At 52.8% G+C, this 21,105-nt stretch carries 19 protein-coding genes and 1 tRNA gene; 10 read left to right on the forward strand and 10 right to left on the reverse strand.

Annotation, left to right across the window (positions count from 1 at the left end):
- Positions 1 to 47 precede the first annotated feature (47 nt).
- From celB to F3J38_RS17560, 3 genes are all read left to right on the forward strand, one after another.
- Entirely contained in the window at positions 48 to 1,400 is a 1,353-nt protein-coding gene (gene celB, locus F3J38_RS17550) for a PTS cellobiose transporter subunit IIC (RefSeq protein ID WP_167140572.1), read from the forward strand.
- 220 nt (positions 1,401 to 1,620) lie between these two features.
- Positions 1,621 to 2,238: a glutathione S-transferase family protein gene (locus F3J38_RS17555; RefSeq protein ID WP_167140574.1), complete on the forward strand. Its 618-nt coding sequence runs from the start codon at positions 1,621 to 1,623 to the stop codon at positions 2,236 to 2,238.
- A gap of 10 nt (positions 2,239 to 2,248) precedes the next feature.
- A complete protein-coding gene (locus tag F3J38_RS17560) occupies positions 2,249 to 4,291 on the forward strand; it encodes an FAD-binding oxidoreductase (RefSeq protein WP_167140576.1) in 2,043 nt (680 codons plus the stop codon).
- Positions 4,292 to 4,294: 3 nt separating this feature from the next.
- Here F3J38_RS17560 and bglB read toward each other — a convergent pair whose 3' ends face one another.
- Both bglB and F3J38_RS17570 read right to left on the reverse strand, forming a co-directional pair.
- Positions 4,295 to 5,437 carry a beta-galactosidase BglB gene (gene bglB, locus F3J38_RS17565; protein ID WP_167140578.1) on the reverse strand — a complete coding sequence of 381 codons (1,143 nt, stop codon included), beginning with the start codon at positions 5,435 to 5,437 and terminating at the stop codon, positions 4,295 to 4,297.
- A gap of 3 nt (positions 5,438 to 5,440) precedes the next feature.
- Positions 5,441 to 6,523 (reverse strand): alcohol dehydrogenase catalytic domain-containing protein, encoded by a 1,083-nt coding sequence (locus tag F3J38_RS17570; protein WP_167140580.1) that lies wholly within the window; start codon positions 6,521 to 6,523, stop codon positions 5,441 to 5,443.
- Between the two features lie 267 nt (positions 6,524 to 6,790).
- Here F3J38_RS17570 and F3J38_RS17575 point away from each other — a divergent pair, with 267 nt between their 5' ends.
- Positions 6,791 to 8,077, forward strand: coding sequence for an MFS transporter (locus tag F3J38_RS17575; RefSeq protein ID WP_167140583.1), 1,287 nt, complete (start codon positions 6,791 to 6,793; stop codon positions 8,075 to 8,077).
- On the opposite strand, the gene F3J38_RS17580 is transcribed toward F3J38_RS17575, so the two are convergent.
- From F3J38_RS17580 to F3J38_RS17595, 4 genes are all read right to left on the reverse strand, one after another.
- The gene (locus tag F3J38_RS17580) at positions 8,049 to 9,041 is read right to left on the reverse strand and encodes a LacI family DNA-binding transcriptional regulator (RefSeq protein WP_167140584.1); all 993 of its coding nucleotides are present in this window, start codon (positions 9,039 to 9,041) and stop codon (positions 8,049 to 8,051) included. The two genes, F3J38_RS17575 and F3J38_RS17580, sit on opposite strands and share 29 nt — an antisense overlap.
- Positions 9,042 to 9,385: 344 nt before the next feature.
- Complete coding sequence (locus F3J38_RS17585) at positions 9,386 to 9,553, reverse strand: YhfL family protein (protein ID WP_167140586.1); 168 nt, start codon at positions 9,551 to 9,553, stop codon at positions 9,386 to 9,388.
- Positions 9,554 to 10,011: 458 nt separating this feature from the next.
- Positions 10,012 to 10,431 (reverse strand): hypothetical protein, encoded by a 420-nt coding sequence (locus tag F3J38_RS17590; protein ID WP_167140588.1) that lies wholly within the window; start codon positions 10,429 to 10,431, stop codon positions 10,012 to 10,014.
- A gap of 41 nt (positions 10,432 to 10,472) precedes the next feature.
- Positions 10,473 to 11,270 (reverse strand): hypothetical protein, encoded by a 798-nt coding sequence (locus F3J38_RS17595; RefSeq protein WP_167140590.1) that lies wholly within the window; start codon positions 11,268 to 11,270, stop codon positions 10,473 to 10,475.
- 263 nt (positions 11,271 to 11,533) lie between these two features.
- Here F3J38_RS17595 and F3J38_RS17600 point away from each other — a divergent pair, with 263 nt between their 5' ends.
- Positions 11,534 to 12,145 (forward strand): hypothetical protein, encoded by a 612-nt coding sequence (locus tag F3J38_RS17600; RefSeq protein ID WP_167140592.1) that lies wholly within the window; start codon positions 11,534 to 11,536, stop codon positions 12,143 to 12,145.
- A 192-nt stretch (positions 12,146 to 12,337) separates the two neighbouring features.
- On the opposite strand, the gene F3J38_RS17605 is transcribed toward F3J38_RS17600, so the two are convergent.
- A tRNA-Phe gene (locus F3J38_RS17605) sits at positions 12,338 to 12,413 on the reverse strand.
- A gap of 195 nt (positions 12,414 to 12,608) precedes the next feature.
- Here F3J38_RS17605 and F3J38_RS17610 point away from each other — a divergent pair.
- The 5 genes from F3J38_RS17610 (at position 12,609) to F3J38_RS17630 (ending at position 16,919) form a co-directional block, all read left to right on the forward strand.
- Complete coding sequence (locus F3J38_RS17610; protein WP_167140594.1) at positions 12,609 to 13,931, forward strand: methyl-accepting chemotaxis protein; 1,323 nt, start codon at positions 12,609 to 12,611, stop codon at positions 13,929 to 13,931.
- Between the two features lie 100 nt (positions 13,932 to 14,031).
- A complete protein-coding gene (locus F3J38_RS17615; RefSeq protein WP_167140596.1) occupies positions 14,032 to 15,255 on the forward strand; it encodes a SpoIIE family protein phosphatase in 1,224 nt (407 codons plus the stop codon).
- Positions 15,256 to 15,266: 11 nt separating this feature from the next.
- A complete protein-coding gene (locus F3J38_RS17620; RefSeq protein WP_084934795.1) occupies positions 15,267 to 15,818 on the forward strand; it encodes a SiaB family protein kinase in 552 nt (183 codons plus the stop codon).
- A 7-nt stretch (positions 15,819 to 15,825) separates the two neighbouring features.
- Positions 15,826 to 16,212, forward strand: a complete 387-nt coding sequence (locus F3J38_RS17625; protein ID WP_167140598.1) for a DUF1987 domain-containing protein — start codon at positions 15,826 to 15,828, stop codon at positions 16,210 to 16,212.
- Positions 16,209 to 16,919 (forward strand): GGDEF domain-containing protein, encoded by a 711-nt coding sequence (locus F3J38_RS17630; RefSeq protein WP_240156026.1) that lies wholly within the window; start codon positions 16,209 to 16,211, stop codon positions 16,917 to 16,919. Before F3J38_RS17625 ends, F3J38_RS17630 begins: the two co-directional genes overlap by 4 nt.
- A gap of 95 nt (positions 16,920 to 17,014) precedes the next feature.
- On the opposite strand, the gene mrdA2 is transcribed toward F3J38_RS17630, so the two are convergent.
- The 3 genes from mrdA2 to deoB form a co-directional block, all read right to left on the reverse strand.
- Positions 17,015 to 18,892 (reverse strand): peptidoglycan DD-transpeptidase MrdA2, encoded by a 1,878-nt coding sequence (gene mrdA2, locus F3J38_RS17635; protein WP_167140600.1) that lies wholly within the window; start codon positions 18,890 to 18,892, stop codon positions 17,015 to 17,017.
- A 240-nt stretch (positions 18,893 to 19,132) separates the two neighbouring features.
- A complete protein-coding gene (deoD, locus tag F3J38_RS27965) occupies positions 19,133 to 19,846 on the reverse strand; it encodes a purine-nucleoside phosphorylase (protein WP_034828492.1) in 714 nt (237 codons plus the stop codon).
- A 33-nt stretch (positions 19,847 to 19,879) separates the two neighbouring features.
- Positions 19,880 to 21,103 carry a phosphopentomutase gene (gene deoB / locus F3J38_RS27970; RefSeq protein WP_205298308.1) on the reverse strand — a complete coding sequence of 408 codons (1,224 nt, stop codon included), beginning with the start codon at positions 21,101 to 21,103 and terminating at the stop codon, positions 19,880 to 19,882.
- Positions 21,104 to 21,105: the final 2 nt, after the last annotated feature.

Genomic DNA, 21,105 nt, shown 5'->3' on the forward strand with positions numbered 1-21,105 from the left:
GACCGCTCATCATCATTTTGTTGCGCCATTGAGCCTGAGGAGGCCCTGTGTCCAACCGTACTCTTATTGAACGTTATGTGTTGCCCGCAGCGCTGAAAGTCGCTGGCCAGAAGCATGTGCTCTCGGTGCGCGACGGCATCATTCTTAACATGCCGTTTATGTTGATTGGCAGCTTCTTCCTGATTTTCGCCTACCTGCCGATACCCGCATGGGGCCATTTGATGGCGGACCTGTTTGGCGACACCTGGCGCAACAAACTGCTCTATCCGGTGCGCGCCACCTACGACATCATGGCGCTGATCTCCAGCTTCGGTATCGCCTATCGTCTGGCGGAGAAGTACCGCACGCTGGACCCGTTAACCAGCGGTGCCATGGCGCTAGTGGCCTTTGTGATGACCATTCCGCAGCAGACGCTGTTTGCTCCGGTTGAAAATGCCCCCGCACAACTGGTAACGGGCGTACTGCCGATTTCGATGATTGGCAGCCAGGGCTTGTTCGTGGCGATTGTGATTGCGCTGATGTCGACGGAGATTTATCGCTTCGTCCATAACCGCAATCTGGTGATTAAGATGCCAGAAGGCGTGCCGCCCGCGGTGGCAAAATCCTTCCTCGCGCTGGTACCGGGCTTCTGCGTGTTGGCGGTGGTGCTGGTGATCCGCCTTGCGGTCGAAGCTTCACCCTTTGGCGATATCAACAACCTGATCGCTACGGTAATTGGATTGCCGATGCACCACGTAGGCGGCACGCTGCCAGGCATGATCTTCTCAGTGCTGCTGATCGGTATTCTCTGGACGCTCGGATTGCACGGCGATGCCATTGTGCTGGTGTTTATCCAGCCGGTTTGGCTCTCCAATATGAGTGAAAACCTGGAGGCGTTTCAGCACAACCAGCCGATCCCGCACATCTTCACACAGCAGTTTTACGATTTGTGGATTGCGCCCGGCGGCACTGGCGCGTTGCTGGGGCTAGTGATCTTTATGCTGATTCGCTCACGCAGTCGCCAGATGAAGCAGCTCGGTAAAATCGCTGGACCGGCGGCCCTGTTTAACATCAGTGAGCCGCTGGTGTTTGGTATTCCGCTGGTGATGAACCCCTACTTGTTCCTGCCGTTTATTCTGACGCCGGTGGTACTGGTGATTGTTTCCTGGGCGGCTATGACCACCGGTCTGGTTGCACCGCCTGCCGGGATTGCCCTGCCATTCACTACCCCGATATTTGTCAGCGGTTATCTGGCTACCGGCGGTCACATTTCCGGCACGGTATTGCAGGTGGTGAACCTGGCAATTTCGATGGTGATCTACTATCCGTTCTTCCGCGTGTGGGATCGTCTGAAGTATCGCGAGGAGCAGCAAAGCGAACAGCAGGCGCAGGCTGTGGCGGGGAGTGCCGTAGTTTCATAGTTCCCGGCCAACCCATGCGCGATACTCGCTATACGCCCTGCGCGCCCTGCAAAAGAGGTTGAACAATTTTGCAGGGCCGTCCTGTATCAGCGCGGCCCATTATTCTTCCACTTTCCGCAATAATGACTTCGCAAACCTGGCTATTCTGCCGCGCAACAGGCTGTGACAACCTTTAGACAGCGTTCGGGATCACCCCGGCCACCACTAAAGGACATCACTGATGAAACTCTACCACTTCCCACTTTCTGGCCATGCACACCGTGCTCGTCTGTTCCTGTCTTTGCTCGATCTGCCACACGAGGTCATCGATGTTGACCTCGCCAACGGCGAGCACAAATCCCCGGCGTTTCTCGCCATCAACCCGTTCGGTCAGGTGCCGGTACTGGAAGATGACGGCGTTTATATCTCTGACTCCAATGCCATTCTGGTATATCTGGCGAAGAAATCGGGCCGTAGTGAATGGCTGCCAGAAGATCCACTGGGTGCATCTCAGGTACAGCGCTGGTTATCGGTGGCGGCTGGTGAGCTGGCCTATGGCCCCTGCGCGGCACGCTTGATTACCGTGTTTGGCCGCCCGTTCAACCCTGACGAAGTGATCGCCCGTGCGCACACGATTTTGTCGCTGATGGATCAACACCTGACCGGGCGTGAATGGCTGGTCGGCGATCGCCCGACCATCGCGGATATCGCACAGTACAGCTATCTGATCGGTGCGCCGGAGGGCAATGTCGATCTTTCCGGCTATCCGGCGGTCAATGCACTGCTGCGCCGTATCGAAGCGCTGCCAGGCTTTGTTCCTTTCCCGCAAACCGCTGCCGGTCTGCGCAGCATCGCGTGAGTGAACCATTATGGGCGAGAAACTTCCGGTATGGCATGCAGGTGAACGAGCCCTGCAACAGCAGGCTGGCGTGGCCGAACGCATGGCGGAGGTTGGCCAGCGCGTGGTTCGCGACTACATGCCTGACCAGCATCGCGATTTTTACGCACAACTGCCATTTATCGTGGTGGGAAGTGTCGATAAACAGGGTGATGCCTGGGCCACGCTGCTGGAAGGCAAACCCGGTTTTATTTTCTCGCCCAACGCCACCATGCTGGATATTGAAGCCTACCCGGACGCCAGCGATCCTGCTGCGGAAGGGATCGCTGATGGCGCGCCGGTGGGTTTGCTCGGTATCGAATTGCACACGCGCCGCCGTAACCGCATGAACGGCGTGCTCAGCGCCATTGGCGGTGGTTTTCGTGTGCAGGTGATGCAGAGTTTTGGCAACTGCCCGCGCTACATTCAGCTGCGAGACTTCCGCTTCGAGCATTTGCCCGGCGAACCTTTTCACGGCGAGGTTGAGGAGATGACCACGCTGGATGAGGCGGCCCGCAGCACCATCGCCAGCGCAGATGCGTTTTACGTTGCCACCTACGCTGAGCAACAGGTGGATGCCTCACATCGCGGTGGTAAACCCGGCTTTGTGCGCGTGGGTGACGATGGTCTGCTGACCATTCCCGATTTTAACGGCAATCTGTTCTTCTCCACGCTGGGCAACATCCACCAGAACGGCAAAGCTGGGCTGCTGTTTGTCGATTATCGCAGCGGCGATACGCTGCAAATGACCGGTGATGCCAGCGTGATCCTCGACTCGCCGGAAATCACTGCATTCCTGGGTGCCGAACGGCTGTGGACCTTCCGCGCACGCCGCATTGTGCGTCGTCGTGCCGCCCTCGCCTTACGCTGGCAAACCGCGCCGGATGGTGTCTCACCAGCATCAGAGATGACGGGCGACTGGCAGTCTGCCGCCGAACGCCTGCGCGCCAGCGAACTGGCGCAGCGCTGGCGCCCCTTTAAAGTGACGAAGATTATCGATGAAAGCGCGTCGATTCGTTCGTTTCATCTGATGCCGGATGATGGTGCCGGATTACTGCCGCATCAGGCTGGGCAACATCTGCCCATTCGCGTGCAGTTGCCCGAGACAGAGAAACCATTGATTCGCCATTACACCTTGTCCGTTGCACCGTCAGACGGTTTTTATCGCATCAGCGTCAAGCGCGATGGCGTGGTATCGCGCTATCTGCACGATCATCTTCGGGTCGGCGATCAAATTCAAACCCGTGCGCCTGCCGGTGATTTCACTATTGATGCCCAGGAAACGCGTCCGGCGGTGTTGATCGCCGCAGGCGTGGGCATTACCCCGATGTTGGCGATGCTGCGTCACCTGGTTTATGAAGGACGCCGCAAGCAGCGCATGCGCCCGACCTATTTTATCCAGTCAGCACGAAGCAAAGCTGAACGGCCTTTTGTGCGCGAATTGGATGCGCTGCTAGCGGCTGCACAGGGCGCATTCAAGCTGGTGCGTGTACTGAGCCAGACGGACGAGGCGGAACAAGGTTTTGATTATGATATCGCGGGGCGCACTGATATGGCGCTGCTCTCCCAGGTGCTGCCGTTCAACGATTACGACTTTTACCTGTGCGGACCGCCGCAGTTTACACAGGCAATGTATGACGGGCTACGCAGCTACAACATTGCCGACAAGCGCATTCACGCCGAGGCTTTTGGCCCCTCATCGCTGCAACGACATGAAGAGGCTGCTGAACCCAAAGCACAGCTGCCACCGGTCTCAACCAGCGATGTGCCGATCAAATTTATGACGTCACTGAAAGAAGCGCGCTGGACACCGCATAGCGGCTCACTGCTGGAACTGGCCGAAGCACGTGGCCTCAGCCCGGAATACAGCTGCCGCGAAGGGCATTGCGGCAGTTGCAAAACCCGGCTACTGCAAGGTGCGGTGACCTATAAAACCGCGCCCAGCGCCAGTGTAGCCGAGGACGAAGTGTTGATCTGCTGCGCGGTTCCCGCGCAACAGGAGGGGAACGCCGAGCCGATTCAGCTGGCGTTGTAACACTCACAGATAGACGTGCAGATATTCGCTCAGGCACAGGATCGCCATCGCCTGGCCATAAGGCATCGGCGTGAGCGGAATCTGGCGGTAGTAATCGAGATTGCTGCCCATTTCAGTGCCGAAGGACGCCTGCTTTAACTCGCCATCATCGTTGATGTTGGCAACCACTGCCTGGATCGCTTTCTGCCCGACAGCGGCATAGCATTGATCGAGATAGCGCTTGCGCACCCCTTTCAGGATGCCATAAGCAAACCCCGCAGTGGCCGAACTCTCCAGATAGGCGTCGCGATCGTCTAACAGCGTGTGCCACAAGCCGCTCTCGTCCTGCCATTCGGCCAGGCTGCGCACCTGATGTTCCAGCACCTGCAACAAATAACGTCGCGTGGCATCCTGCTCTGGCAACTGCAGCAGTTCAATGAAATCCGGGATCGCCACGGTGATCCAGCTGTTACCGCGCGCCCAGCGTGCACGCGAAAAGTTGTGATTGCCGTCGAAGGTCCAGCCGTGGAACCACAGGCCGGTTTCGCGATCCATCAGATACTGCACATGGAGCAGAAACTGGTATTTCGCCTCTTCGACAAATTCTGGCCGATTGAGTAGCAAGCCGATTTTCGCCAGCGGCATCACGGTCATCATCAGCGTGTCATCCCACAATTGCTGGTGGTTCTCTTTGTGGATGACCACATGCTGCAAACCGCCCTGCTCGGTGCGCGGCATTTCATACATCACCCACTCCGCCCAGCGCGTGAGGATGGGCAGCCATGCCGGATTGCGCGTCTCCTCATAGCGATAGGCCAGCGTCAGCAGTGGACAAACGGTGTTGACGTTTTTGGTTGGTAAACCGCGATCAATCTGCGTTTTGAACCAGTCATCAATCACCGCACGCATCTGCTCGTCGCCGGTTTGCTGGTAGTAGTGATAAATACCGTACAGCCCAACGCCGTGGGTCCACTCCCATCCCGCCGCCCAGCCTTTGGCATCAATGATGCGGCCATCATCAAGGTGCAGTGCAAATTCGCCGCTACGATCTTCGATGTGAATCAACTTGTCGGTGAGCTTGTGGATCAGCGCATGGACATCATCACGCGCGATAAAATGTTCTGGCTGGCGCAGCAGCGCACTGTGTTTAACAGCATGTAATGTCATCGTTTATCCTGCCTGTTGGTCGGGAATCAGCAAAATTTTGATGGCTTCGGCCGAGCCAAAGGTGCTGAAGGCCTGCTGCCACTCGTCCAGTGAAAAACGATGCGTCACAATGCCGTCGGCGGTAATGAGCTTACGGCGGAACAGATCGATCACCGTTTCGTAGGTACCCGGGCTGAGGTGCGCACCGCGGATATCCAGCTCTTTACGGTCACCAATGATCGACCAATCCACCGTGGTTTCCCGGCTGAACACACTGAACTCGACAAAGCGCCCTAACTTACGAATCATCTGCAAGCCCTGATTGACGGCGGCTGGATTGCCCGTGGCCTCGATGTAGACATCGCAGCCGTAGCCATCCGTCATGGCCTTCACCTTGGCAATCACATCTTCCATAAGCGGATTCAGCACCACATCAGCACCGAGCTTTTTCGCCAGTTCGAGGCGGAACGGCATGGTATCAATGACGATCAGCTTTTTAGGCGTTTTCAGTTTGATGGCCTGCACCATGCCTAATCCCAGCGTGCCCGCCCCCGCCAGCACCACTACGTCATTGAACTGGATATCGCCGCGATTCACCGCATGCACCGAGCAGGAGAAAGGCTCAATCAGGGCGCACTCCTCTTGCGACAGCGTATCCGGGATTTTATGCACCCGGCTGGTGGGTTTAAATAGCATGTATTCCGTCATGCCGCCGTCGGCATCTTCGGCCTGGAAGCCGTAGATATCGTGCTTTTCGCACATCCAATATTGACCATTCCGGCAGAAACGACATTTATCACAGGGGACGATTTGTTCGGCAATCACCCGATCGCCCACGCTGACCGCAAAATGCTCGAGTGCACCAGCTCCCGCTGCGTGTACCACGCCATAAAATTCGTGCCCCGCCACCACCGGCGTTTTCACATAGCGCGGGAAAGTGTCGTTGCCCCAAAACATCGGAGCACCGTGATAGCAGTGATAATCGGAGGCGCAAATCCCGCATGCGCCCACCTTCACCAGCAGCTCATTCACACCCGGCTCCGGCAGCGTGCCGCTTTCCAGTCGATAATCTTCAGGGCCGTAATTCACCAGCTTTTTAATCTGCATCTGTTGCGCCTCTCATTGGCTGACTTCGCTAGAGAAACGTTAAAATGTTTTCGTAAACATTTCTATTTGACGGAGCGCGTTCTGTGATCGAGTTAACACAGGATCACATTTAGATATTAAATTCAGTTATTTATACATAAAACACACATAACCCTGTAACTTGCTTTGAGATAGAGCTCTCACTTCAAACAACAAAATGTTTGCGTGAACATTAATCAGATTAGTGTTGCCCATCATCACCTCATCCATTAACAAGAGAGCAACATTATGCAGCACACAACAAGCAGGTACTGGTTTGGCTTGCCACTCAGTCTGGCAGGTGGCTATGTGGGTCTGTTTATGTTTATGGCGGGAGATGGCTTTGAGCTGGCCTTTCTCTCGAAGTACATCGTCTCGATTGGCTTCACTCAGGCTGATGCCTCCTTCGTGATCACCATCTATGGCTTAGCCGCAGCACTCTCGGCGTGGGCGTCGGGCGTCATTGCAGAAGCCATCTCACCGCTAAAAACCATGAAAATCGGCTTGGCGCTGTGGCTGATTTTCCATGTGCTGTTCCTGTGGCTGGGATTGAAACAGGCCAATTTCGGCCTGATGGTGCTGTGCTATGCCCTGCGCGGCATTGCCTACCCGCTGTTCTGTTACGGCTTCCTGCTCATGATTGTGCAGAACGTGAAGCAGGAAAACGTCTCGGCGGCCAGCGGCTGGTTCTGGGCGGCCTACTCTCTGGGCATTGGAGTGATTGGTAGCGGTTTGCCAGGACTGCTGATCCCGGTGATCGGTGAATTCAACATGCTGTGCATTTCGCTGCTGTTCGTTGCTGCCAGCGGCGCGATTGCCTTCAGTGCGCTGCGTGGCATCACGCATCATTCAGCTTTGCAGGATGCGAGCCTCAGCACCCGACTGAAAGAGCTGCCCAAAGCCGCCACGCTACTGATTCACAACCGCGCCATTGCCTGGGCATTTGTGATACGCGTGATTAACCAACTGGCGGTATTTGGTTTCTCGGTAATTATGCCGTTCCAGTTCATGAAAATCGGTTTCACACTGGCTGCCTGGTTGCAGGTATGGGCAATCTTTTTTGCCAGCACCATCGTGTTCAATATTTTCTGGGGAATCGTCGCGGAAAAACTCGGTCTGCTCCGAGTGGTACGTTGGTTTGGCTGCGTGGGATGCGGGGTGGCGTGTCTGTTGTTCTACTACGTGCCGCTGTATCTCGGGCCAGAATATTGGGCCGCCGCGATGTGCTCGATCGTACTGGGGTTCTTTATGTCGGCCTTTGTACCCATGACAGCGCTGTTCCCGCGTTTGGCACCAGAACATCAGGGCGCGGCCATCTCGATATATAACCTTGCCGCAGGCATGAGCAACTTTGTCGCTCCGGCCATTGCTACCCTGGCGCTGCCGTTACTGGAGGTCAAAGGCGTGGTGTTTATCTACAGTGGATGCTACTTCGCGGGGGCACTGATTACCTTGCTGATCGGTTTAAAACCACAGCCTCGCAGTCAGGCGCAGGCCTTCTCAGCCGCTAGCGGTGGTTCTTCAGGAAGCCATTGATCATGGTGCGCTGCTGCCATGGGCGCTCTTCAATCGCGGCGATCAGGTTTTCCGCTACAATGGTCGCCCATTGTTTGTAGTCGTGCACCACGCAGCAGTAATGGAAGCCGTAATCCTCGGCATTGGGGATATCATCAATCGAGAGGAAGTCGGCTTTTTGCAGACGCCAGCGCGTTGCGATGTTGCGCGCTGCCAGCGAGATCGCACCATTAATCCCGATGATGGCGTCATATTGTGCCTCGTTAGCTGAAAAGTGGCTGGCGATAATCTCTTTGGCTCGATCATAGCGATAATCGGCGTACAGGCGAGTGACCTGCACTTCACTCGCCACTTGCTGGCAGAAGCTGTTGATCCGGCGCTGAGTAATGCGTGAGTCTTGCTGACCGCCGATGATCAGCACATTGCGATAGCCCTTCTCATTCACCACAGAAGCAATCAACTCACCGGCGCGCTGGTCATTCACGAACACCGCCGGCAGGGTGGCATCAAACTGTCGATCAAACTGAATCAACTGCGTGCGCGAGTTTTGCAGCACCTTAAGATGGCTGACGTCGTAATCATCGCTGTCGCGGATCACGGAAAGCACGATCCCTGCCGCTTTGTAGCCGACCAGAGTATTGATCGCCTTGGCCTCGGATTCCCGCTCCCCGCGCGTGGTGAAGATCATCACCGAATAGCCTTTCGTTTCCGCCAGCTTGCACAACTCCTGAATCACATAGGAGTAGCTCTGGTTGAAGGTGTCATCCGCGACGATACCAATAATCGGGCTTTGCGTGGTTTTGATGTTCTGCGCGAACACGTTAGGCACATAGCCCATCTCATCCGCGATTTGCAGGATCTTGTCGCGCGTCTTGGCTTTCACTTTTTCCGGGGCGGTAAACACGCGAGAGACGGTAATGCTGCTGACGCCAGCGACCTCGGCAATGTCATTGATGGTGGGCGATTTGTGGTCGTTAACACTCATGGACAGGTTCACTTCGCAGCAGCAAAAAACGGATTATAACATCGGTTTTTCAGGGCGATAGTTGATCTGGTTGCTAATCAGCATGGGCACCTCTCATTCCTGATAAGAGGTTAAGGTGCCCTCATCTGTTTCAGGATGGTCTGGTGCAGAACTTTATGATGCACTAAAAAGTAAAATTCAGGATCAGCTTCAGATGATTGATAGACAGTTTGATGATTCGAATAAGAGCCGCGCGCTGCTCAAACAGTTGCTGACTCAGTAGTGCATTTATATAAAAAACTTATTTATTCTTGTTTAACTGCGGCCAGCCATTCGTATGACTGACCGCACATCAGCAATGCCGATTATTTATCTACCGGACCACAACCGCCAATGATTTTGGAGATAGAAACCGCAGGATGCAGCAGGTAATCGTAATCACAGTTCTTTTCTTTGTTATAGACACTGCCAGTACAACCCGATAAAACCGTAACAACTGCAAAGGCAATAGAAAACTTAACAAGCTTATTCATATTAACGCATCCATTTATTAAACATATTTGTAATTTGCAACAGCATTCCTTTCAGCACGCATTATCACGCAATCAAACACCATCAAAACCCGTGAGCCGTTGCGAAGCGTAAATATATAGTCATTACTTGAGAATGCATTGATGAAGATCACATATTTAAAATCATCGAGTGATTTATTTTCTTAATAAAGCATCGAGATGAACTCATCCGTAATACATCCCTGACATAATTAAATATTGTCAGGGTATCTTTCAGGTGATTTATATGAAATGGAATTTTAGATAGGTTGAAAATTTCCTTCAATATAGAGCATAACCAGTCAGATAGTGCCAATCAGTCTGTTCATCACTAAAACGATATCTTCGGTGTAGTGATCTATTCATGATACCAATGCTATGGCTATTCACGGTGTAAACTATGATTATTCCCAATAATATTAGATCATCGATCGTTACTGTCAGTTTGTCAGAATTGACTCAATTCCCCGAATCAATGCAGGAAAATATGACTGATCTATCATTATTCCACCCGTCAGTTTCCAGCTGTCATACACATTAGGGGATGCAGTAAAAGTGAATCCTACGAGATCACTCCCTTCAACAAGATTGAAACCGCAGGTAAAAGTTTCCATTCTTGGCGCGAAGCTTATCGGCTCAGGCTGCTCGCTTCGATTAAGCGAATTATAAAAATCCGATACCATGCTTTTTAGGCTTCCGAGATCATGTGGCGTAAGCTCGCACTGACATTGCAGGCATATGTTGCAGCCATTGATCTCAAGCCAACACATTATTAAATCTTCCTGGGGTTCCTCTGGCTCTTCAACCCTCTCAATAAATGAGAGGCGAAAGAGGGTATCTTCATTCTTTATCTCAAACATTGACTCTCTCCCTCATTCAATTGATATGGAAATGCATAAGGTTAAAAAAATGTCTTTGAGAACCAATTTCGTTTATATCTTGAGCTAATTTCACTTTCAAGAATTTCATTATACTTCTGAGATAATTGAAGGGTTTTAGCATTCCTTTCTTTTTCAACTTTTGAAGCAAATGAAAAAAACTCCACCAATGGTTGTACTTTAGTAGTGATCAGTTCTTGAGTGTACTTGTCGTTTTCATCATTTCTTTTATCTCCAGGGTCACCCGATATAAAGTAAGAGGATAGAACCTTATAAAGATCAATCTTTTTTAACTCTTCACGGAGTTCATCTGCTCGCAGGTTAGCAATTGAGTCAATTTTATTAAGCGAAATGTTGTTTTCATCGTCAAGTAGTTTAAACTCCTTTAATGTTCCAGTTACTAACGCCACGTTAATATATGACTGATGGAGTTCCTCTTTGCACTGCGCAAGAGATCTTGTATGTTTCTCTGAACTTTTCCTAAACTCCCTGTCACTTACCAATAGATTTTGTAAGTAATTTTTAAACTCGTCAGTCAATCTCGGGGCCTGACCGCTCAAGAATAATTTATATTGATTTAACATCACTACATAGTTGCCAGCCAGAGAATTATAATCCCCCGACAATGATTCACCAATATCAATGCATTCCCTTTGCTTTTCCACTAAAGGTGTATAGTAGTCCTTCATGATGTCGCCTCGAAAGTTTAATTCATTTTTATAAGACTCAATCATCATACCAAAAATAAGCGTTCCTAAACATAAGGGAATAATTGTAGTGATTAATGTTTTCCAAATTGAGTCATTTATAGAGATTGCCATTTAAACTCCAAAAAATAATATTTTCCTGCACTTGATAGTGATGAGATTATGTACGAGTATTAATTTGCTTAAATCAACCTTCACGGACCTGAAAGAAGCGCCAATCGGCGGTCCCAATACTCGCACACCTTTAGAGCGGGTGCCATCTACGATGGTTAAGATTCTCTCATCACATCGCCATATGGCTTGTATTACCCACCCTGACGGGGATTTACTCCCGTTAGCGGATGAATCCCCACTTGCACAATCTGGAGGATTTATTCATGGGCTATGTTCACTCATATTACCAAGTGAAATCTGTACCTAACGGTCAGTGGCTGCTGTTAACAACACAAGTCGCAAACGTTTTTTTGTTGACCCAAAAGCGGCATATACCCGGTTATCTGGACCCAATGGTGCTTTGCACTTCAGACGGTAAATATCCACTACTTAGACCAAGCGATTTACTCGTTGAAGGGCTCTACGGCCAACCGGCGATCGAGTTCAACGGCGAAGAACGCCCGGATATATCATATGAAACATTTCACCTCAGCCAGAATTCATCGGGTTGCGGTTTTTGTAAAACCACGTTCCTTTGGACTCCATCCCGGCCATACGACTCCATGGTCAAAGCGACGTTGCTGATAGCGCACCGCTACCGTCCTGGCTGCTACAACATCGGTTCAGACGGCACGCTGGAAGAATGCACTAACGTTCAGGTCTGGCTATCGCTCAACTTAGGCGGCAAGTGGCCAACACCTGATTCCATCGCACCACAAGACGAATTATTTCGATCACTTGATTTGTATTTGCCTGGTTACTTTACTAATCATCTGCATCTTGATGTTCACTACATAGCGCAAACATCTTTTCGTGTCTGGCACTCTGAAAGATGAATAGTGGGCAGATGTTAGATTCAACCTGCGGAAATTATAAAATTTCACACTGCTGAAAACGGAAGGGGAAGTATCGAATGGAGAGTTTACTCGCTCCGATCTCAAACCCAAAAAGTTGGGATCAGTAATCACGAATATTTCAAAACCCACAAAAGCAAAAACCCAGCCATAAAGGCTGGGTTTTCAGAATGTTGGTGCCCGGACGCGGAATCGAACCACGGACACGGGGATTTTCAATCCCCTGCTCTACCGACTGAGCTATCCGGGCAACGGGGCGCATTAAACCCTACTCAGGCCGCACCGTCAAACGCTTTTCAGCAAAAACACGCTGACTGCTGGCTTTTACAGCAACCTTCAGACCAACCGGTAAAAAATCTTCTGCAACTACTAACTTTAGTGGTGAATTTTTAACCGCAACAGCCGATAACCGTGCTGACGACTAATACCAATAATAAGGTCCACCATGTTCAGCACAATTACATCGGGAGTACTGTCACGCCTTGCGTGGCAGAAACGCGGCCATAGCAGTGCAACGCTCAACTCGTTGCAGGATGCTATCGCCATGGTCGAATTCACACCGGAGGGCCAGATTCTCACGGCCAATGCGCTGTTCCTTGAGCGTATGGGCTACACGCTGCCGGAGATTGTCGGCCAGCATCACAGCATCTTCTGCACTGAAGACCAGGTTTACTCACCGCAATATCGTGATTTCTGGCGCCGCCTGAACCGTGGCGAAGGCTTTAGCGATAAATTCCTGCGTGTCGCCAAGAATAGCCGCCCGATTTGGCTGGAAGCCAACTATGTGCCGGTGCAGGATCGCAGCGGCCGGGTGATCAAAATCGTCAAGCTGGCGAGCGACATTACGGCGCGCATTGTCGATGCACAGGAGCAGCGCGCTATGACTGCCGCCATTGAACGCTCCATGGCCGTTATCGCCTTCAACCTTAAAGGCGAAGTGTTGATGGCCAACGACAACTTCCTGAAAACCATGGGCTATCGTGCCAATGAAGTAACCGGTGTGCATCACAGCCAGTTTTGCCCTGTGGAGATGCGTAATAGCGAAGCGTATCGCCGCTTCTGGCACAAGCTGAATCAGGGCGAGTATATCTCCGGTCAGTTTGAACGCGTTAACAAGCAGGGGCGCACCGTGTGGCTGCGTGCGACTTATAACCCGGTGTTTAACGAGGCAGGAGAGCTCTACAAAGTGGTGAAGTTCGCCACCGATGTCACCGCTCAGGTCGAGAAGAACCAGTTGGAGCGTGAAGCGGCGCAGCAGGCCTATCAGACGGCGCTGCAAACCAGCGAAAGCACCCGCCTCGGCGCGACGGTGATTGAAAACAGCGTGCAGACCATCAACGAACTGGCGGGCGAGCTGCACGGTATTTCCGGCGATATTAATAACTTGAGCGAGTCTTCCGATCGCATCGGCGCGATTGTCGCGAGCATCCGTCGCATCGCCGATCAAACAAACCTGTTAGCGCTGAATGCAGCGGTAGAAGCCGCGCGAGCGGGTGAACATGGCCGCAGTTTTGCCGTGGTCGCCAATGAGGTACGCACGCTGGCGGCGAACATTAACCGCGCGACCACCGAGATCGAGAACAAGGTGCAGCAGAACCATATGTTGGCGGAAAAGGCCTTGAAAGGTATCGAATCGAACCTGAAACGTGCCGATCATGGCGTGGTACTCGCCAAAGAAGCGGGTGGCGTGATCTCTGAGATTCGCGATAGCTCCAGCGAAGTGGTGCGGGCGATCAGTCATGTGGCTGAAGCCTTGAAAGAAGAGTAATTTTTCCTCTAGCTCTTCTTCTATTGCACTGCTGTGACATAAAACTGTCATGGCAGTGCAGTAATCTAGGATAATTCCTAACCAATGCCAGAATACTCCCATGCAGTTGCCTGATTTACGCGCAGGATTAGCCTCCCTGTCGAGCCGTTCCCGTGCGCGTTCGCTGTGCATTGAAGTGCCGTTTGTTAGTCCAGCCATGGACAACACCGCAGTCATGGCGTTGTTTACTGAACACAAAGACTTGATTGGCTTGCCGGTGGTGGAGAACGGTACCCCCTTTGGCATGATCAACCGTCATATTTTCCTGTCACAGATGACGCGCCCCTTCTTCCGCGAACTCTATGACCGTAAAAGCTGCATCGCCTTTATGGATAAAGAACCGCTGGTGATTGATGCCGATACCGAGCTTGATCAGGTGGCACAACAGGTGGTCGCCAGCGGCGATAAATCGGTTACTGACGGCTTTATTCTCACGGATCAAGGCCGCTACATCGGCATCGGTCTAGGTATCGACCTCATCCGTACCGTTTCCGATTTACAGGCTCAGCAGCATCAACAAATTTTGCAGAGCATCGATTATGCGCGCGTGATTCAGGACGCCATGCTCGATCGCTCAAAGCAGCAAATGTCGCAGCAGCTCAACGACTGGTGCCTCTACTGGCAGCCACGCGATGGGGTGGGCGGCGATTATTATGCGTTCCATCAGGATGAACACGGCTGGTTGGCATTGATTGCCGACTGCACCGGCCACGGCATTCCGGGTGCCTTTATGACGGTGATCCTGCAATCGGCGTTGGAAAATGCCTTGCAGAAAAATCGTCGCGCACCGTCCGATCTGCTGCAATCACTCAATCGTCATATTAAGCAAACTCTCGGTCAGCTGAATGCCTCGCAGCAAACCTCATTATCCAATGACGGCTGTGATGCGATTGCGCTGCACCTTGATAAGCAACAGCATCAACTCACTTGGGCCAGCGCACGTATGCATGCGCTGTTGCACCCTGCCGCTGGCGATGCGGAATCGCTAAAGGCCGATCGCGTTGGCGTGGGTTATACCGACACCCCGCAGGATTACATCTGGCCACAGCACCAGCGCACGCTCAATCCGGGCGACATGCTGCTGGTCATGACCGATGGCGTCACCGATCAGCCGGGCGGCGAACGACACATTATGTTTGGCAAAAAGCGCATTCAGACGCTGGTAACGCAATATCAAACCCTGCCGATGACCGAGTTGTCAGCGACCTTCGAGCGGGAATTTCTCAACTGGCAAGGCAACCAGCCGCGACGCGATGACGTCACCTGGTTTGGCTTCCGTTATTGAATGAGCACCATATGAACTCAGGTTCAAGCCTTAGCCGCGTTCCGCCCGAAAGCGTTGCGCTGCACTATACTGGCTTTTTCTCGCCGCAGAACATCACCGCCATGGGCGAGGTGATCAAGGTCTTTCTGGAGAATCAGCAGGCGCCGGTGAAAGTGCGTCGCCGCTTGTTCTCAAGCTTTGTTGAAATCGTACAGAACATCCTACGTTACTCGCAGGATAGCCGCATCATGAGCCATGCCGAGCAGGATTTTCGCTTCGGCACCGTCACCCTGCACGTAGATGGCGACAACTACGTGCTGGAGAGCAGCAATCAGGTCGATGAAGTGGCCTGCGAACAACTGCGCTACTGGCTGGATTTGCTGCGCACCATGAGCAATGAAGAGATCAAACAGGCTTACCGAGTAGGTCTGCGTGCCGAGAGCCCTGCGACAAGCAAAGGGGCCAATATAGGATTACTGACGCTTGCAAGAGATGTCAGTGAACCGCTGGAGTATGAACTGCGTCCGCTGGCTTCCAGTGGTTACGCCACGTTTTGGCTCAAAGCCACCATTCACCAGGATTGATTTTGTTATGCAAAACCTTGTTATTGCTGCCACAGAAAGCACCCCCGACGTCAATTTCGATTTCGAAACTGGCCAGTTTGCCCTGCGTGGAGAGTCTTGGCCGGAGAATGCCGCGGCCTTCTATCGCCCACTGCTGGATGCCCTGGAAAGCTGGAAGCCTGAAAATGGCGGCCAGGCTGAAGTGAATATCGCCCTGCGCTATTTCAACAGTTCCAGTACCAAGATGCTGTTCAGCCTGTTCGATCTGTTCAACCAGCTGGCGCAAAACGGCCAGACGGTAGAGCTGAACTGGTTCTTCGACGAAGAAGATGATGTCTCAGAAGAGTTCGGCCAGGAACTGGCGCTCGACTTCACCGATCTGCAGGTCAATCTGCGAGCGGAATTGGTATCATGATGGACCTGAACGAGCTATTCCGCGAAGAGAGCGAAGTATTGACTCGTTCACAGGATGTCGCGGCGCAAGGCTCGCTCAGTGCGGAGGATTACCGTGATGCGCTGCAAATGGTGAATCGCCATTATCAGCGTTTGATGCGTGAGACCTATCGTATGATCTCACGCAGTGACCGCGCCGAACGTGAACTCAACCGCGTCAATGAGCAACTGCATCAACTGGCGCAGGAGCTGGAGTACAAAGCCAGCCACGATCCCCTCACCGCTGTCTGGAACCGCGGTGCCATCATTCAGCGTATTACTAATACGTTGAGCAATGGCCCGGCGGCGCTGATCATCCTCGATATTGATCACTTCAAAAAGATCAACGATGAGTTCGGTCATCCGATGGGCGATAAGGTGATTTGCGGCCTGGTGTCACGTATCCAGACGCACTGCCCGGAAGATGCCAGTATTGGCCGTATCGGCGGTGAGGAGTTTACCGTGCTGCTGCCGCACTACCGTTTATCAGACGCGGTGATTGTCGCGGGCGCAATTCACGCTTCACTGAACGCCTCGCCATTGACGGTGCTGCCGGGCCAGTTGGTGACAGCCAGCCTTGGCGTGAGCTATGGCAAACCAGGTTCGGATTTCGAAACCCTGTATAACAATGCTGACGCCGCGCTCTATGATGCGAAAAACCACGGTCGTAACCGGGTGTTTTTCCGCTAGACCACAGTGTCGCGGCGCAAATTATTGCGCATGTGGCAGCGTGTCAGGCTCGCGCGATTAACCGCACCGCTACGTTGGGTGCGGTCTCGCGCAAATTAGTTTTTCTGCGCAGTTTCCACCGGCGGCTCAGACGGTGGCGGCAGGAAGATGTGATCGAGAATATTGCGCATCAACGGTGCTGCCGTCACCCCTTCACTTCCCCCGTTTTCCAATATCAACGCTACTGCCACTTTCGGGTCATTAAACGGCGCGAAAGCAGTGTAGAAGATGTGGTCACGCAGGCGCGTGGGGATCATCTTGGCGTTATAGACTTGGTTCTGCCTTAAGCTAAAGACCTGTGAAGTCCCTGACTTTGCCGCGATGCCATAAGGTGCGGTGTGGAAGTATTTGTAGCCGGTGCCGTTTGGCGCGTTAGCCATACCGAACATCGCGTGACGTACCAATGACCAGTAAGGCGATTTCGGATCGCCAATCTGCGGCTGCGGGTCTTTCGGCTGGTAGAGCTGCTGCTCAGTGCCGCGCTGCGATTTTTCCAGCAGATGGGGATTGATCACCCGGCCATTGTTGAGCAGTGCCACCAGTGCTTTTACCATCTGAATCGGGGTAGCAATCCAGTAACCTTGCCCGATCCCGACGGATACCGTATCCCCCTGATACCACGCGTGTTTGTGCACTTTCTGCTTCCATTCACGGCTCGGCAGCAGCCCGGCATACTCTTCGTTGAGATCGATGCCGGTAGGTTTGCCATAGCCAAACTGGCTCAGCATGGTATGAATGCGGTCGATACCCATCATAAATGCCACCTGATAGAAGAAGCTGTCCGCTGACTCCTCAATCGCTTTGGTGACATCAAGGGTGCCATGCCCCGATTTTTTCCAGTCACGATATTTACGATCGGTGCCCGGCAGCGTCCAGGTCGGCGCGCCAAAGATGGTGAAACTGGGGGTAATGACCTTGGTCAGCAGCGCAGACATCGCCATATAAGGTTTAACCGTCGAAGCCGGTGGATACAGGCCTTGTGTGACGCGGTTAATCAGCGGCAGGTTTTTATCTTGCAACAGCGTTTTATAGGCCTTGTAGCTAATGCCTTTCACAAACGGGTTAGGATCGTAACTGGGTGCGGAAACCATCGCCAACACGCTACCGTCGCGCGGATCTTCAATCAGGGCAGCGGCGCGTTGCCCAGCCAGTTGGCTCTCAACATACTGTTGCAGATGCAGATCCAGCGTCAGATAGACGTTCTGACCCGCCACTGGCGGCACCTCTTTCAGCACGCGCACGATGCGACCATGGTTATCCACTTCCACTTCCTGATAACCGGTTTTACCGTGCAGAATAGATTCGTAATAGCCTTCGATGCCCTGCTTGCCGATGTTGTGGTCAGCCGCGTAGTTTTCACCGACGCCTTCCGCGTTCAGGCGTTTGAAGTCGTTGTCATTAATCTTTGAAACATAGCCCACCACGTGCGCCAAATCGGCACCGTAGGGATATTCGCGGTCTTGATAGGTATCAATGCTGACGCCGGTAAAGCGGAACTGGTTTACGGAAAAACGCGCCACCTGCTCATCGGTCAGTTCGCCTTTCAGCTCAACCGGCTTATAGCGGCTGTTCTGTTTCAGTTCGTGCTCGAAGGTTTCGATCTCTTCCGGGGTCAGATCCACAATCGGGGTCAGCTCTTTAAGCGTCTCCTGCATATTGTCGATTTTGTAAGGCGTCACGAGGATGTCGTACCAGGTGACGTTACGCACCAGCGGAATACCGTTGCGATCGTAGATCAACCCTCGCGTCGGCGCGATGGGGATCATTTTGATGTCGTTTTCGTTGGAGCGCGTCTGGTAATAGCTGTGCTGCTCCACCTGAATACGATACAGGTTAACGCCAAGAATGATGAAGCAGATGACGACCAGGGCAAAAGCGACAAGCGCACGGCGGACAAACAGTTTCTCTTCGGCTTCGAAATTACGGAAATTCATCAGGGGGGCTTAGTCTCTTTGTTATCACGCTAATGATAAGCAGAGATGGCTTTAGAGCCAGCAGGAAGATGCACAAGCTTGGCTAAAAGTGTGTCAGATGTTTACGAAGAGGGGGTCAGGTCGGCCTGAAGGGTATCGATGATTTCGTATGGTGACAAATAAGGTCGCCATAATGACGACCCTGCACGCTGGTGCGTTCGTAGGGTGCGCATTGATACGCACCGAACGAAACGGGCGGGATTAATCTCCCAGCAGCACCGACTCCAACGCGATCTTGATCATATCGTTGAAGGTGGTCTGGCGCTCAGCAGCGGTGGTCTGCTCGTGAGTACGGATATGGTCCGACACGGTGCAGATGGTCAGCGCTTTAGCACCGAACTCTGCGGCAACGCCGTAAATACCGGCCGCTTCCATTTCCACGCCCAGAATGCCGTACTTCTCCATCACATCGAACATCTGCGGATCCGGCGTATAGAACAGGTCAGCAGAGAAGATGTTGCCGACGCGCGCATCCACACCCAGTGCTTTTGCCGCATCAACTGCATTACGCACCATGTCGAAATCGGCAATCGCTGCGAAGTCGTGATCCTTGAAACGCATACGGTTCACTTTGGAATCGGTGCAAGCACCCAGACCAATCACCACATCACGCAGTTTCACATCTGCACGTACCGCGCCGCAGGAACCCACACGGATGATTTTCTTCACGCCAAAATCAGTGATCAGCTCTTTGGTGTAGATCGAGCAGGATGGAATGCCCATGCCGTGGCCCATCACTGAGATTTTGCGGCCTTTGTATGTCCCAGTGTAACCCAGCATGCCGCGCACATTGTTCACTTCTACTGCATCTTCCAGGAAGGTTTCAGCAATGTGCTTAGCGCGCAGGGGGTCGCCTGGCATCAGTACGACGTCCGCGAAATCACCCATTTCTGCATTAATATGAGGCGTTGCCATGGTTATTTTCCTTATTAAAATTGGTGGGCTGTTTTACAGCAGGCTTTTACCGTAGTCCATGCTGGACAGGCCAAAATACTTCGCAATGGTCTGGCCGATATCCGCGAAGGTATCGCGGTAACCCAGCGATCCCGGCTTCACTTTCGGGCCATAAATCAAAATCGGAATGTGCTCGCGCGTGTGCTCAGTGCCATGCCAGCTTGGATCACAGCCGTGGTCAGCGGTGAGGATCAAAATGTCACCCTCTTTCACTAACTCCATCAACTCCGGCAAGCGGCGGTCGAAGAACTCCAGTCCCCCGGCATAACCGGCGATATCGCGACGATGGCCCCAAGTGGAGTCAAAATCAACGAAGTTAGTGAACACAATCGAGTTGTCCGGCGCCTTTTTCATCTGCTCGATGGTGGCATTGAACAGTGCATCCAGCCCGGTGGCTTTCACCTTCTGGGTAATGCCCTGCTCGGCATAGATATCCGCGATTTTACCCACAGAGATCACTTCACCGCCCTTCTCATCCACCAGTTTTTTCAGCATGGTTGGGGCAGGCGGTTCCACAGCCAGATCGTGGCGATTGCCAGTACGCTCGAAGTTGCCCGCTTTGTCGCCGACAAACGGACGCGCAATCACACGACCGATGTTGTAGCCACCGTTGGTCAGCTCTTCACGCGCGATTTCGCACAGCTCATACAGACGATCCAGACCAAAGGTTTCTTCATGACAGGCAATCTGGAATACCGAGTCCGCCGAGGTGTAGAAAATCGGCTTGCCGGATTTCATGTGTTCTTCACCCAGTTGGTCGAGGATCACCGTACCCGAAGAGTGGCAGTTACCGAGATAACCCGGCAGATTGGCGCGCTTCACCAGCACATCAAGCAGCTCCTGCGGGAAGCTGTTCTCTTTGTCGCTGAAGTAGCCCCAGTCAAACAGCACCGGAACACCGGCGATTTCCCAGTGGCCTGACGGCGTATCTTTACCGGATGACAGCTCGCTGGCGTAAGCATAGGCACCAATGATTTCTGCATTGGCGTCGAGGCCCGGCGGGAAACGCCCCGTAGAGAGTTCAGCCGCTTTACCCAGGCCGAGCGCGGTCAGGTTTGGCAGATGCAGCGGGCCTTCGCGGCCTTCATTGGCGCGGCCTTCGAAGCACGCTTCGGCGATATGGCCGAGCGTATCCGATCCTTCATCACCGAATTTATCGGCGTCTTTGCTGGAGCCGATCCCAAAGGAGTCGAGAACCATAATAAAAGCACGTTTCATGC

The organism is Candidatus Pantoea formicae (assembly GCF_011752625.1).
In the GTDB taxonomy this organism is placed as follows: Bacteria; Pseudomonadota; Gammaproteobacteria; order Enterobacterales; family Enterobacteriaceae; genus Pantoea; species Pantoea formicae.